We start from the raw sequence: 12,150 nt of genomic DNA, 5'->3' as shown, positions 1-12,150 counted from the left end.
CTTCCCTCTCCCACTCCTGGCTGACGGCCGGACGCCCACGGCAGTGATACGCTAAGGAACCTTCAACCTTAGCCGTCGTGAGCCGTTACTTGTCCATGTCCAGCCAACTTGACGCCCTGCGCAATCACACCACCGTTGTCGCCGACACCGGAGATTTCGAAGCGATGAAGGCGTTGCGTCCCACAGACGCCACCACCAACCCGTCCCTTATTTTGAAAGCCGTACAGCAAGAGGCCTATCGCCCGTTGCTGGAACAGACGGTGCGCGATCATCAGGGCGCCTCGGCGCCCGAGCTGGTCGACCGCCTCTTGGTCGCCTTTGGCCGCGCCATTTTGAACATCGTGCCGGGCCGCGTGTCGACCGAGGTCGATGCCCGTCTGTCGTTCGACACCCGCGCCACCATCGAGCGGGCGCGCGGCCTGATTGCCCTGTATGAAGCCGCCGGCGTGCCGCGCGAGCGCGTGCTGATCAAGATAGCCTCCACCTGGGAAGGCATCCAGGCCGCCCGCGCCCTGCAAGCCGAAGGCGTGCGCTGCAACCTGACGCTGCTGTTTTCGCTGCCCCAGGCCGTTGCCTGCGCCGATGCCCGGGTACAGCTGATCTCGCCCTTTGTCGGCCGGATCTATGACTGGCACAAGAAGACCGCCGGCGCCGCGTGGGTCGAGGCCGACAACGCCGGGCCGCAAGATCCCGGCGTACTGTCGGTGACGCGCATATACCGGTATTACAAACAGCACGACATTTCTACCGAAATCATGGGCGCCAGCTTCCGTAACGTGGGCCAGATCCTGGCGCTGTCGGGGTGCGACCTGCTCACCATCAGCCCGGACCTGCTCAATCAGTTGGCCGGCACGCAAGGCGATGCACCGGCGCAATTGCGCGCCGACGACACGGGCCCGTCAATTGACCGTATCGGCGCGGACGAGGTCAGCTTCCGCACGCTGCTCAATGAGGACGCGATGGCCAGCGAAAAACTGTCCGAAGGCATCCGCCTGTTTGTCGCCGACGCCGTAAAGCTGGATGCACTGATCGACGCACAGCGCCGCTGATCCTCCGGCATTGCGCAAAAAAAATCGCGCGCCCAAGGTTTGGGCACGCGACTTGCTGACATACCTGTTGGCCTGCTGGATGGTGGCCTTAGCGGTGATCGTCCGAATGCACCTGCAACGCTTCCAAAAAGCGCGACACCATGTTGTACGCCGCGACGGTTGCGGTCAGTTCGACAATCAGCTTTTCCGAGCCCATGGCGGCGCGGGCGGCTTCAAACACCGGCTGCGGCACCTGCACGTGGCGCGTCATGGCGTCGGTGTAGGCCAACACGGCTTTTTGACGTTGGTCGAACAGCGTTGAGTTTTCCCAATCGCCCAGCGCATCCAGCTGGGCCTGCGAGACGCCTTCACGAAGCGCGATCGGCGCGTGCTGATCGGCCTCGTAAGGCGCGCCGTTAAGCGCGGCAACGCGCATGATGACCAGTTCGCGCAGGTCTCCCGGCAAGCTGCTCAGTTGCCGGATGGAAGTCAAATAGTTCAGCCAGCCTCCGGCCACTGCGGGGCTGTGCAGCAGCATTTGGTACAGATGAAGCACGCTGCCGCGTTCTGCAACGATGCGCTCCACCAGGGGACGTGCCTCGGGATGAGATAGATCGGCGTAGGCAAGACGGGCCATGGAAGCTCCAGATAGGTGACAGGGCTGCAAATGCATACATTCATACAATATATTTGACATAATGACAGCTCATTGCGCGTCCCAGGTACCCCACCCACAATGAATGCGCCGACCCATTCCCCTACGCCAGTCACGCTCGCCAATTGCGATAGCGAACCCATTCATATTCCGGGCGCTATTCAGCCATTGGGCGCGTTGTTGGCGTTCGACTCGGATGGCATTTTGCAGTTTGCCAGCGAGAACGCCCCCACCGTGCTGGGCGCGCCGCTGACGCTGGGCCAGTGCTGCCCAGCGGGCACGCTGCCCCCCAGCCTGGCGCATTGCCTGTCGGCGTGGCTGGACGATCCCGAACCCATCTTCGATCCCCTGACGCTGTCCCTGAACGGCGCCATGTTCGATGTCATCGGCCATCGCAACAGCAATGGGCTGACTATCGTGGAGTTGGAACTGCGCGTTTCAACGGACGCGGATATGGCGGACCCGGCGCGCATCTACCGCAGCATTGAACGCGTCCGGCGCCAACGCGATATCGCCGGGCTGCTGGAGTGCGCCGTGCGCGAAGTGCGCCGCGCAACCGGCTTTGACCGGGTGATGGCATACCGTTTTCATCCGGACGACAGCGGCGAGATCGTGGCCGAAGAGCGCCACGAATCGCTGGAAGACTGGGTGGGTCGGCGCTACCCCGCCGGTGACATCCCCGCGCAGGCTCGCCGCCTGTACACCGTGAATACGCTGCGCCAGATCGCGGACGCCCGGTATGCGCCCGTGCGCGTCCGGGGCGCACCGTCCGCCAGCGCCACGCCGCTGGACATGAGCTTTTCGGCGCTGCGCAGCGTGTCGCCGATTCACCTGGAATACATGGCGAACATGGGCGTGCAGGCCTCGATGAGCCTGTCGCTGGTGATCGAGGGCAAGCTGTGGGGCATGATCGCGTGCCACCACCATGCGCCGCGCCCGATCCCCTACCCCGCCCGGCTCGCTTGCGAAGCCATGGCGCAGGTGCTGTCCGCCGCGGTGGCCAACATCGAAGGCGCCGAACGCGCGGCGCAAGCGCGCCGCAACGCCGCGCTGGTCAGTGAAATAACGGAACGGGTGTCGGCGTCCGAAAACCTGCACCTGGCCTTATCCAGCGGTCCGGACACGCCCGCCTCGCTGATTCCCAACGACGCCGCGCTGTGCCTGTGGGGCAACAGCGTCACCGTGTTCGGCGGCATTGCCCCGCGCGGTGAATTGGCCGGCATCCTGTGCGCGCTGGACCAAAGCGGACAGCGGGTGGTGCACACCGATAACATCGCCCGCGACTACCCCGAATTGCAAACCGATCTGGTGCCGTACGCCGGCCTGTTGGCGTGCAAATTCGACCCCATGAACAACGGCTGGCTGATCTGGCTGCGCAAAGAACAGGTTGAAACGCTGGTGTGGGGCGGCAAGCCCGAAAAGCAATACGCCGTGGGCAGCCAGGGGCCGCGCCTGACGCCGCGCGGCTCGTTCGAGGCCTGGCGCGAAGTGGTGCGCAATACCTGCACATCGTGGCTGCCGGGCGAACTGGAAGCCGCCGATAACCTGCGCGACGAACTCTCTCACATCGCCACCAGCCGCGCCGCTGATGTAGACCGGGCCCGCACCGCGCTGCTGGCCATGCTGGGCCACGATCTGCGCGACCCCCTGCAATCGATTTCGATGGCGGCCACGCTGCTGTCCAAAACGGATTCGGGCGCGCGCATGGGCGAGCGCATCCGATATTCCAGCGGCCGCATGCAACGCCTGATTTCGCAAGTGCTGGATTTGTCGCGCCTACAGGGCGGCATGGGGCTGGGCATCGAAAAAGGCCTGTGCAACCTCAGCGACCTGGTCAATGGCTTGATCGAGGAAAAGCGCCAGGCCTACCCCGGCTTGCGCATCGAGCCGGACGTGCAACCCGGACTGGCGCTGATGGCGGACACCGACCGCATCGCCCAGGTCGTGACCAACCTGATGAGCAACGCGCGCCAGCATGGCGCGCCCCGCCAGCCCATCCTGGTGCGCGCGCGGCAAGACGGCGACCACATAGAATTGCAAGTCACCAACCATGGCGCGCCCATTGCACCGGAAGTGCTGGCGCACCTGTTTTCGCCGTTCAAACCCGAGTCGCTGGGCCATTCGCGCAACCGCAATGGCTTGGGACTGGGCCTGTACATCGCCGAGCAGGTGGTGCGCGGCCATGACGGCGAAATCTCGGTGCAGTGCCGGGATGGCCTGGTCATTTTTACGGTAAGACTGCCGCGCGAATCCCGCGCCGCAGCCACCCCCTGAAGTATGGAGAACCTTTTGAACGAAGTGCGCGCAGTTCGCGTCCTGCTGGTTGACGACAATGAAATGGGCTCGGAGTTGCTTGCCGAATTCCTGGCGCTTTCCGGCGTGGAAACACGCTGCGCCCCCACAGGCGAAGCCGCTTTGGAAATGGTCGACAGCTTCCGGCCCGAGGCCGTGTTGGTGGACATACTGCTGCCCGACATGGACGGCTATGAACTGGCAACGCGGCTGCGCGCGCGCACCGAATCTCCTCGCATCTACGCGTTAAGCGGCCTGGCTCGCCACGAGCGCCGCGACGAAGACGGCATGTTCAACGGCTGGATCGAAAAGCCCGCGGACCCCGACGCGCTGCTGGCCATCCTGCGGCAAGCACACTGAGGCCGCCATGTCGATGGCCAATCCCATGAATGCCCTGGCGGCCCAGGGCGTGCGGTTCAAAGTGCTGGCGCAGGTATTTCCCGTGCTGCGCCATGAAGTTGTCGGCCCCTTGTCCAACGCCACGTTGGCCGCCGCGATGCTGCGCCAAAGCCCGGAAGGCGCCGACGCCGATACCTTGCAGCAACGATGCCACCGCCTGGCCGGCGACCTGACCGGCATGCTGGAAGACAGCGTCACCATCGTGCGCGAGCTGGATCAGTGGCTGCTCGATAGCGGCGCAACCACGTCCACGCAGACGTTATTGCGCGAATGCCGCAAGCTGATGTTCTCGCATCTGCTGCTGTCGCGACACAGCATCGTGTGGCCGGAAGACGTGGCGGATTTGCAGGTGCCGCAATTCACGTCGCGGTATCTGTTGCTGGCCTGGCTGTTGAGCCTGCTGTCGACGTTGCCGGCAGATGCCGCGCTGACGCTGGATTGTTCGCGGGCCGACGTGTGGCACGCGCATTTCCCGGCGCTGCCCGATACCGCCAAGGCGCCTGCCGACGCCCCCGTCGCCTTCCCGCCCGAAGACATTGAACTGCTGGCGGCGGCATCAGGCTGGCGGCTGCAACGGCAGGCGCAATGCTGGTCGCTGCACCTGCCCGTCACCCCTGCCCCAGCATGAGCGACCGCCTATGATTTCCCCGGTACACCAAGTGCTGCGCGACGGCACGCGAGACAGGCATGAAACGCTGGATCAAGGGCTGGCCCTGACCAGCGGCGACCTCGACCGCGACGCGTATCTGAACTATCTGCGCGCGTTGCTGGGGTGGCTGGAACCGCTGGAGCGCCGCCTGTGGCAGCTGGATTGGCCTGACAGCTTGCAAGCGCACGCCCGTGCCGGCAAAAGCGATTGGATACGTGCGGACCTGGCGGCGGCCGGCGACGCCGCGCCCGTGGCGCACTGCTCCGACGCGCCCCGCGTAAACGCTGCCGATGCCTACGCGCTGGGTGTGGCCTATGTGGTGGAAGGATCACAGCTGGGCGGACGCTTTCTGGCCAAACAGCTGGCAGATATCAGCCCTGCCCTGCCACTGCGCTATCTGCGCGGTTATGGCGAAAACCTGGGCCCAATGTGGAAGAACTTTCTGCATTATCTGGACAGCGAGGCCGGCGCCCAGGGGCGCGAAGCCCGCGCATTGCAAGGCGCGCGCGACGCCTTCGACAGCCTGACGGTCTGGCTGCACAGCCGGCAAGCGCTGCGAACCTGAAGCTGACAGGTGCGCAGCGCCGGCTGACCGACTACAGTTTTTCGGTTTCGCCCGACTTGGGTTGCCACTTCATCAAGCGCTTTTCACCGATGCCCACGATGTAGTCCAGCACCAGCGCAAACGCCGTCAGCACCACAATGCCCGCGAACACGGTGTTCACGTCGAACGTGCCCTCGGCTTGCAGGATCAGGTACCCGACGCCGCTTGCCGAGCCCAGATATTCACCCACCACCGCGCCCACGAAAGCCAGGCCCACCGACGTATGCAGGCTGGAGAACACCCAGCTGGTGGCAGACGGCAGGTAGACGTGACGCAGCAACTGACGCTTGCGCGCGCCCAGCATGCGAGCGTTGTCCAGCAAGGTGGGGCTGACTTCGCGCACGCCCTGGTAGACGTTAAAGAACACGATGAAGAACACCAGCGTGACCGCCAGCGCCACCTTGGACCAGATGCCCAAGCCGAACCACATGCCGAAGATCGGCGCCAGGATGACGCGCGGCATCGAGTTGGCGGCCTTGATGTAGGGGTCAAGGATGGCGCTTGCGCGTGGCGACAGCCCCAGCCACAAACCAAAGCCCAGGCCCGCGATGGTGCCGATGAAAAACGCCAGCACGGTTTCGGTCAACGTCACCCACAAGTGGGTGTAGATGTCGGCGTTGGTGACGAACCAGGCCCAGATGCGGCCCCAGACTTTCAGCGGTTCGCCAAAGAAGAACGCCACCTTGGAATCGCGCGACGCAAAATGCCAGACGCCCAGGATGACGACCAGCAGCAACAGTTGCCAGAAGCGCAGGCTGGCGGAACCGGATTTGAATGACTTCGACATACCTCAGGCTCGCTTCTGTTGGGCATAGCCCTTGAGCACTTCTTCGCGCAGCACGGCCCAGATGGCCGAATGCAGTTCAACGAAGCGCGGATGGGCGCGGACCTCTGCCACGTCGCGCGGACGCGGCAGGTCTATGGCGAATTCCCCGATCGGGTGCGTGCCGGGGCCGGCAGACAACACGATCACGCGGTCGCTCATGGCAATGGCTTCGTCCAGGTCGTGCGTGATGAACAGCACGGCCTTGCGCTTGGCCATCCACAAGTCCAGGACCTCGTTTTCCATCAACTGGCGCGTCTGGATATCCAGAGCCGAGAACGGCTCGTCCATGAGGATGATGTCGGGGTCGCGGATCAGCGTCTGGGCCAGCATGGCGCGCTTGCGCATGCCGCCCGACATCTGGTGCGGATAGCGGCTTTCAAAGCCGCCCAGGCCCACGCGCCGCATCCATTCGCGGCCGCGTTCCAGCGCTTCGGGGCGCGGCACGCCCGCGAAGTCCAGGCCGGCCACCACGTTGTCCAGCGCACTGCGCCAGGGCAAGAGCGCCTCGCCCTGGAACATGTAGCCCGCGCGCGAATTGATGCCCGACAGGGGTTGCCCAAAGACCTTTACCTGCCCGCTGGACGGTGCCAGCAAGCCGGCGCCGACATTAAGCAGGGTGGATTTGCCGCAGCCGGTCGGGCCCACCACCGACACGAACTCGCCCGGCGCGATGGCCAGGGTCGTGTCGCTGACGGCGGTGTAGCGCTGCGACCGGTCGTCGCGCGAAACAAAGGTGCAACTGATATTTTCCAGCGATAGTGCGGCTTCAGCCATTGGCGTACTTCTCGTTGGCGCGGCGCGCGAAATCGTTGGTCCAGACCTTGGACGGATCAATCTTCGAGCCGTCGAAATCCGCTTGGTAGGCGGCCAGCGCCTTGAGCGCGGTGGCGGCGCCGTCCTCGGGGATCATGCCATTGGGCGACAGGCCTTCCAGGCTCTTGGAAATGGCGGCCTTGTACACGGCCGGATCGCCCAGCAGGTAGGTTTCCGGCACGATCTTGGCGATCTCGTCGGGGCCCGCCTTTTGAATCCATTTATCGGCGCGCACCAAGGCGTTGGTCAGCGCCTGGGTGGTGTTGGGGTTGGCGTCGATGAATGCTTGCGGCGCGTACAGGCAGCCGGCGGGCATGTTGCCGCCGAAGATGTCCTGGGTGTCTTTCAACGTGCGCGTGTCGACAATGATCTGGATATCGCCCGGCATTTCCAACATCGACACCACGGGGTCGGTGTTGGAGATGGCGTCGATCTGGCCACTGCGCAGCGCGGTCACCGCGCCGGCGCCGGCGCCCACACCGATGATGGAAACGTCCGATGCCTTCAGCCCGTGCTTGGCCAGGAAGAAGCTGACCACCATGTTGGTGGACGAGCCCGGCGCGGTCACGCCGATCTTCTTGCCCTTGAGGTCGGCCGGGCCCTTGTAGTTGGGCAGGTTTTTCTTGGACACGCCCACGCCGATCATCGGCGCGCGGCCTTGCAGCACGAAGGCGCGATAGGCCTGGCCCTTGGACTGCATCGACAACGTGTGCTCGAACGCACCGGACACGACATCGGCGCTGCCGCCGACCACGGCTTGCAGGGCTTTGGAGCCGCCGGCAAAGTCCGCGATGCTGACGTCCAACCCTTCGTCCTTGAAGTAGCCACGTGCTTCGGCGATGGACAGCGGAAGATAGTAGATCAGGGGCTTGCCGCCGACGGCGATCTGTACCTTGGTCTTTTCCAGTTTTTGTGCGCGCACGATGGCGGGCGCCAGGCTCATGATGCCGGCGGCGCCGGCGATCTTGAGCAACTCACGGCGAGTAACTGACATGGGGTTGTCTCCTTAGTTGTCGGGTTTACCGATAGCGCCGGTCTTCGCCAGCTCGTCAATAGCCGCTGAATCATACCCCAGCGATTTCAGGACTTCCTCGGTATGTTCCCCTAATTTCGGGCCCACCCAGCGCGTCTGGCCAGGGGTTTCAGACAGCTTGGGAACCACTGCGGGAAGCTTGACGGGGCTGCCGTCGGCAAGGCGATGTTGTTCGATCATGCGGCGCGCCAGGAACTGCGGATCGTTGAACATGTCGGCCACGCTGTAGATCTTTCCGACCGGCACGTCCGCCGCTTTCAGGGTGCCCAGCGCCTCGTCGATATTGCGGCCGTCGCACCACTGCTGAATGGCGCCATCGATCTCTTGGACGCGGCGCGCGCGGCCATCGTTACGCACCAGCTCAGGGTCTTCGGCCAGGTCGTCGCGGCCGATGGCCCGCATCAGGCGGTGGAAGATGGCGTCGCCATTGCCGGCGATGACGATGTTCTGGCCATCGCGCGTGGTGTAGGTGTTGGAGGGCACGATGCCGGGCAACGCACCGCCGGTGCGTTCGCGCACCACGCCGGCCACGTCATATTCGGGCACCAGGCTTTCCATCATGTTGAACACGGCTTCGTACAGGGCCACGTCAACCATCTGGCCCTGCCCCGCCTGGCATGCCTCGCCCGTCTTGCCGTTCCAGCGCCCGCCCGTGGCGTCGCGATGGCGCAGCGCCATCATCGCGCCGATCACGCCATGCAAGGCGGCGATGGAATCGCCGATGGAAATGCCGACCCGCAGCGGCGGCCGGTCGGGGTGGCCCGACACGTAGCGCAGCCCGCCCATCGATTCACCGATGGCGCCAAAACCCGGCTGGTCTTTCATGGGGCCGGTCTGGCCGTAGCCAGACAGCCGCACCATGATCAACGCCGGGTTGATGGCGCGCAATTGCTCAAAGCCCAGGCCCCACTTTTCCAGCACGCCCGGCCGGTAGTTTTCAACCACGACATCCGCGTCCAGCGCCAGCTTGCGGGCAATTTCCTGGGCACGCGGATCTTTCAGGTTCAGGGCTATGGACTGCTTGTTGCGCGCCTGCACCGTCCACCAGAGCGAATTGCCCTCGTGCAGATGGCGCCAGCTGCGGATGGGGTCTCCGCCGCCCGTGCCATCAGGCCCGTGGGGAGTTTCCACCTTGATGACGTCGGCGCCGAATTCGCCGAAGATGCGGGCGGCGAAGGGGCCGGCGATGAGCGTGCCGAGTTCCAGGACTTTCAGTCCGGTCAGCGCTGACATGGTTTGTCTTCCTCACGTTTCGTGCCGCGCCGATGCTTTGCCGGGCGGCTATTTTGACGTTGCGAGCCCTGCTTTGCTAAGTGGTCTTGCGCTCCATCAGCGCCCAGGCAATGGTGCCGGCGTCCACGTATTCAAGCTCGCTGCCCGCGGGCACGCCGCGCGCCAGCCGGGTCACGCGCAGGCCGCGTTCGCCCAGCGCTTCGCCCAGGAAATGGGCGGTGGTCTCGCCTTCCGCCGTGAAGTTGGTGGCCAGGATAACTTCCGCGACCACGCCGTCGGTGGCGCGCTTGATAACGCGGTCGAAGTCCAGCTCACGCGGGCCGATGCCTTCCAGCGGCGCCACCCGGCCCATCAACACGTAGTACAGGCCACGGTAGCCGTGGCTGGACTCGATCATGTTCTGGTCGGCCGGCGTTTCCACGATGCACAAGAGCGAGGGGTCGCGCTTGGGGTTGGCGCAGGTGCCGCAGACCTCGTCTTCAGAAAAGCTGTTGCACCGGGCGCAATGTTTCAGGTCCCGCACGGCGCCGGCCAGCGCCCGCCCCAGCATGTCCGCGCCTTGCGGGTCATGCTGAAGCAGGTGATAAGCCATGCGCCTGGCCGATCGGACGCCGACGCCGGGCAGGCGCCGAAGCGCCTCGATCAGAGACACCAGCGGTTCGGGTTCAGGCAGTAAAGGATCCATTGCAGCCCAGGGCAGCCTTGCTTAGAAGGGCAGCTTCATGCCCGGGGGCAGCGGCATGCCGGCGGTGACGCCCGCCATTTTTTCCTGCGACGTGGTTTCGGCCTTGCGCAGCGCGTCGTTGAACGCAGCGGCAACCAGGTCTTCCAGCATGTCCTTGTCATCGCCCAGCAGCGACGGGTCGATCACGACGCGCTTGACGTCGTGTCGGCAGGTCATGGTGACCTTGACCAGGCCGCCGCCGGAGGCGCCTTCGACCAGGATTTCGGCCAGCGCATCTTGCGCCTTCTTCATGTTTTCCTGCATCTGCTGCGCCTGGCGCATCAGGCCGGCCAGTTGTCCTTTCATCATGATGGATGTTCCTTGAACGAGGGAAATAAGAGAGGGGCCGCCGCGTCAGGCAGCGGCCGGGGGATCAACGTGGCGGATGGAGTCGGGCACGACATACCCGCCGAAATCGGCCAACAAGGCTTGCACAAAAGGATCGACGGCCACCGCGTCTTCGGCGGCCTGCTGGCGCGCGGCGCGTTCGGCCTTGGCCACGGCATGCGCCGTGTCCTCGCCGGTGACGCCGACCTGCACGTCCAGCCGGATGCCCTGCCCGAAATGTTCGCACAAGACGGTTTGCAGGCGAACCCGGCTTTCGCTTTCGGCCAGGGTTTTTACGGCAACGCGCAGGATGATGGCATCACCCTGCACGCCGGCCCATTCGCTTTGCCGCGCCAGTTCGGCGGCCAGGCCGGTCACGGGCAGGGTCGCGGCCAGCCCGGGCCAGGCGGCTTGCGTCATGTCTTCGATGCGGGCGCGCGACGAACGCTTGCGCGAAGGCGCAGCGCCCTCTCGGCGGACGGGGGCCACGGGGGGCGCCACGGAGGGCGCACTGGCCAGCGTTTCAAAACCATCGTCGTCGGGATCGGATGTGAATCCGCTCTCGGGAACAAAGCCGCCTTCGGCTTCAAACGGAATTTCTTCGTCGACCCAGGACGGCGGGCCGTCGGGGTCAGCTTCGGCCGGCGCAGTCGCCAGCACAGCAGCCACCGCGGGCGTCACCGCCAGCGCCGCAGAGCCTGCGGCCTTGGCGGCCGAGGCCTCCGGCGTGGGGAGGGATGCGGAGGCGGCGGGGGCCTGGGCGGGCGATCCCGCGGCGGGCGATCCCGCGGCATCCGCTTCCACGGCAGCCGGTACCGGCGCGCCAGCTGGCGCCCGTTCTGCGGATGTTGAATCCAGGGCAGGCGAGAAGGATGCCTCGCGCTCGGAAACCGAATCCGACACCCAGCGCCGCCGCCGCACGGGCACCTGACGATCGCGCGGCGGGGATTACCAGGGCGCCATCACGACGATCGCGCCCAGCGCCAGCGCGATACCCAGCGCGTTGATCCGGGTCAGCGGCTCACGAAACACTAACGCGCCCACCAGCGTCCCCAGCGTGATCACGCCCATGTTCATCGACGCAAACACCAGCGCCGGATGTTCAGGCAAGGACTGGTGCGCGCGGATGTAGGTCAGGATGTTGCCAAAATTGGCCACGCCAAGCGCCACGCCCGCCAGCAGATGGCGCGGCTGCCAACGCGCCCGGCGCGCCAGCAGATACGCCAACATCAACACGCCCGCCAGCACGAAGGCCAACAGCAGTCCGCCGGCAAACGCGGTGCCGGCGCGCGCCACCTGCTTGAACAGGATATCGATCACCCCGTATCCCGCCCACACCGCCAGCGGCCACAGCCAGATGCCACGGTCAGAGGCGGCGACGTCGGTGGCGTTGGTGGGGGCGTTGGTGGGGGCGTTGGTTGTGGCGTTGGTTGTGGCGGCGGTCGTGGTGGCGGTCGTGGTGGCGGGGGCGGCGGCGTGGGCGGCGGCGGTGGCGTGGTCGGCGGCGGTGGCGGCGGCGGCGGTGGCGGTGGCGGCAGTCGTGGCGGCAGTCGCAGCAGTCCCGGCG

At 65.3% G+C, this 12,150-nt stretch carries 13 protein-coding genes and 1 pseudogene; 5 read left to right on the top strand and 9 right to left on the bottom strand.

Annotation, left to right across the window (positions count from 1 at the left end):
- Positions 1-95 precede the first annotated feature (95 nt).
- Entirely contained in the window at positions 96-1,049 is a 954-nt protein-coding gene (gene tal, locus AC6LJY_RS24510) for a transaldolase (protein ID WP_314356957.1), read from the top strand.
- 88 nt (positions 1,050-1,137) lie between these two features.
- Here tal and AC6LJY_RS24505 read toward each other — a convergent pair whose 3' ends face one another.
- The gene (locus AC6LJY_RS24505; protein ID WP_498136958.1) at positions 1,138-1,665 is read right to left on the bottom strand and encodes a carboxymuconolactone decarboxylase family protein; all 528 of its coding nucleotides are present in this window, start codon (positions 1,663-1,665) and stop codon (positions 1,138-1,140) included.
- A 99-nt stretch (positions 1,666-1,764) separates the two neighbouring features.
- Here AC6LJY_RS24505 and AC6LJY_RS24500 point away from each other — a divergent pair, with 99 nt between their 5' ends.
- From AC6LJY_RS24500 to AC6LJY_RS24485, 4 genes are read left to right on the top strand one after another with little or no spacing between them, the layout of a single operon-like run.
- Positions 1,765-3,957 (top strand): ATP-binding protein, encoded by a 2,193-nt coding sequence (locus tag AC6LJY_RS24500; RefSeq protein WP_314356960.1) that lies wholly within the window; start codon positions 1,765-1,767, stop codon positions 3,955-3,957.
- A gap of 24 nt (positions 3,958-3,981) precedes the next feature.
- A complete protein-coding gene (locus AC6LJY_RS24495; RefSeq protein WP_223264912.1) occupies positions 3,982-4,335 on the top strand; it encodes a response regulator in 354 nt (117 codons plus the stop codon).
- A gap of 7 nt (positions 4,336-4,342) precedes the next feature.
- Positions 4,343-5,002: a hypothetical protein gene (locus AC6LJY_RS24490; protein WP_314356962.1), complete on the top strand. Its 660-nt coding sequence runs from the start codon at positions 4,343-4,345 to the stop codon at positions 5,000-5,002.
- Between the two features lie 10 nt (positions 5,003-5,012).
- Positions 5,013-5,588: a biliverdin-producing heme oxygenase gene (locus AC6LJY_RS24485; protein ID WP_314356964.1), complete on the top strand. Its 576-nt coding sequence runs from the start codon at positions 5,013-5,015 to the stop codon at positions 5,586-5,588.
- 31 nt (positions 5,589-5,619) lie between these two features.
- Here the strand turns inward: AC6LJY_RS24485 and AC6LJY_RS24480 are convergent, their stop codons facing one another.
- The 8 genes and pseudogenes from AC6LJY_RS24480 to AC6LJY_RS24445 all read right to left on the bottom strand — a co-directional run.
- The gene (locus tag AC6LJY_RS24480; RefSeq protein WP_006222859.1) at positions 5,620-6,414 is read right to left on the bottom strand and encodes an ABC transporter permease; all 795 of its coding nucleotides are present in this window, start codon (positions 6,412-6,414) and stop codon (positions 5,620-5,622) included.
- A gap of 3 nt (positions 6,415-6,417) precedes the next feature.
- Positions 6,418-7,227 (bottom strand): ABC transporter ATP-binding protein, encoded by an 810-nt coding sequence (locus AC6LJY_RS24475; protein WP_104144548.1) that lies wholly within the window; start codon positions 7,225-7,227, stop codon positions 6,418-6,420.
- On the bottom strand, positions 7,220-8,260 hold the full coding sequence (locus AC6LJY_RS24470; protein WP_046806909.1) for an ABC transporter substrate-binding protein: 1,041 nt from the start codon (positions 8,258-8,260) through the stop codon (positions 7,220-7,222). The genes AC6LJY_RS24475 and AC6LJY_RS24470 overlap by 8 nt, the downstream gene beginning before the upstream one ends.
- A gap of 12 nt (positions 8,261-8,272) precedes the next feature.
- Positions 8,273-9,532 carry a CaiB/BaiF CoA transferase family protein gene (locus AC6LJY_RS24465; protein WP_498136957.1) on the bottom strand — a complete coding sequence of 420 codons (1,260 nt, stop codon included), beginning with the start codon at positions 9,530-9,532 and terminating at the stop codon, positions 8,273-8,275.
- A 76-nt stretch (positions 9,533-9,608) separates the two neighbouring features.
- Positions 9,609-10,217, bottom strand: a complete 609-nt coding sequence (gene recR / locus AC6LJY_RS24460; protein WP_046806911.1) for a recombination mediator RecR — start codon at positions 10,215-10,217, stop codon at positions 9,609-9,611.
- 21 nt (positions 10,218-10,238) lie between these two features.
- On the bottom strand, positions 10,239-10,565 hold the full coding sequence (locus tag AC6LJY_RS24455; RefSeq protein WP_006221090.1) for a YbaB/EbfC family nucleoid-associated protein: 327 nt from the start codon (positions 10,563-10,565) through the stop codon (positions 10,239-10,241).
- 45 nt (positions 10,566-10,610) lie between these two features.
- Positions 10,611-11,486: pseudogene (locus AC6LJY_RS24450) on the bottom strand (DNA polymerase III subunit gamma/tau); the annotation flags it as partial.
- 45 nt (positions 11,487-11,531) lie between these two features.
- A partial coding sequence (locus AC6LJY_RS24445) for a DMT family transporter (protein WP_498136956.1) occupies positions 11,532-12,150 on the bottom strand: 619 nt, incomplete at its 5' end.

Source organism: Achromobacter sp. RT286_PF (genome assembly GCF_059760425.1).
Note: the sequence above shows the minus strand (reverse complement) of the source record. Positions and strands in the feature narration are given on the sequence as shown.

What these genes read in the sequence shown, in the direction of transcription:
- recR (WP_046806911.1), bottom strand. Translation starts at nt 10,217, where the DNA reads ATGGATCCTTTACTGCCTGAACCCGAACCGCTGGTGTCTCTGATCGAG.
- tal (WP_314356957.1), top strand. Translation starts at nt 96, where the DNA reads ATGTCCAGCCAACTTGACGCCCTGCGCAATCACACCACCGTTGTCGCC.
- AC6LJY_RS24485 (WP_314356964.1), top strand. Translation starts at nt 5,013, where the DNA reads ATGATTTCCCCGGTACACCAAGTGCTGCGCGACGGCACGCGAGACAGG.
- AC6LJY_RS24500 (WP_314356960.1), top strand. Translation starts at nt 1,765, where the DNA reads ATGAATGCGCCGACCCATTCCCCTACGCCAGTCACGCTCGCCAATTGC.
- AC6LJY_RS24505 (WP_498136958.1), bottom strand. Translation starts at nt 1,665, where the DNA reads ATGGCCCGTCTTGCCTACGCCGATCTATCTCATCCCGAGGCACGTCCC.
- AC6LJY_RS24475 (WP_104144548.1), bottom strand. Translation starts at nt 7,227, where the DNA reads ATGGCTGAAGCCGCACTATCGCTGGAAAATATCAGTTGCACCTTTGTT.
- AC6LJY_RS24490 (WP_314356962.1), top strand. Translation starts at nt 4,343, where the DNA reads ATGTCGATGGCCAATCCCATGAATGCCCTGGCGGCCCAGGGCGTGCGG.
- AC6LJY_RS24455 (WP_006221090.1), bottom strand. Translation starts at nt 10,565, where the DNA reads ATGATGAAAGGACAACTGGCCGGCCTGATGCGCCAGGCGCAGCAGATG.
- AC6LJY_RS24480 (WP_006222859.1), bottom strand. Translation starts at nt 6,414, where the DNA reads ATGTCGAAGTCATTCAAATCCGGTTCCGCCAGCCTGCGCTTCTGGCAA.
- AC6LJY_RS24465 (WP_498136957.1), bottom strand. Translation starts at nt 9,532, where the DNA reads ATGTCAGCGCTGACCGGACTGAAAGTCCTGGAACTCGGCACGCTCATC.
- AC6LJY_RS24470 (WP_046806909.1), bottom strand. Translation starts at nt 8,260, where the DNA reads ATGTCAGTTACTCGCCGTGAGTTGCTCAAGATCGCCGGCGCCGCCGGC.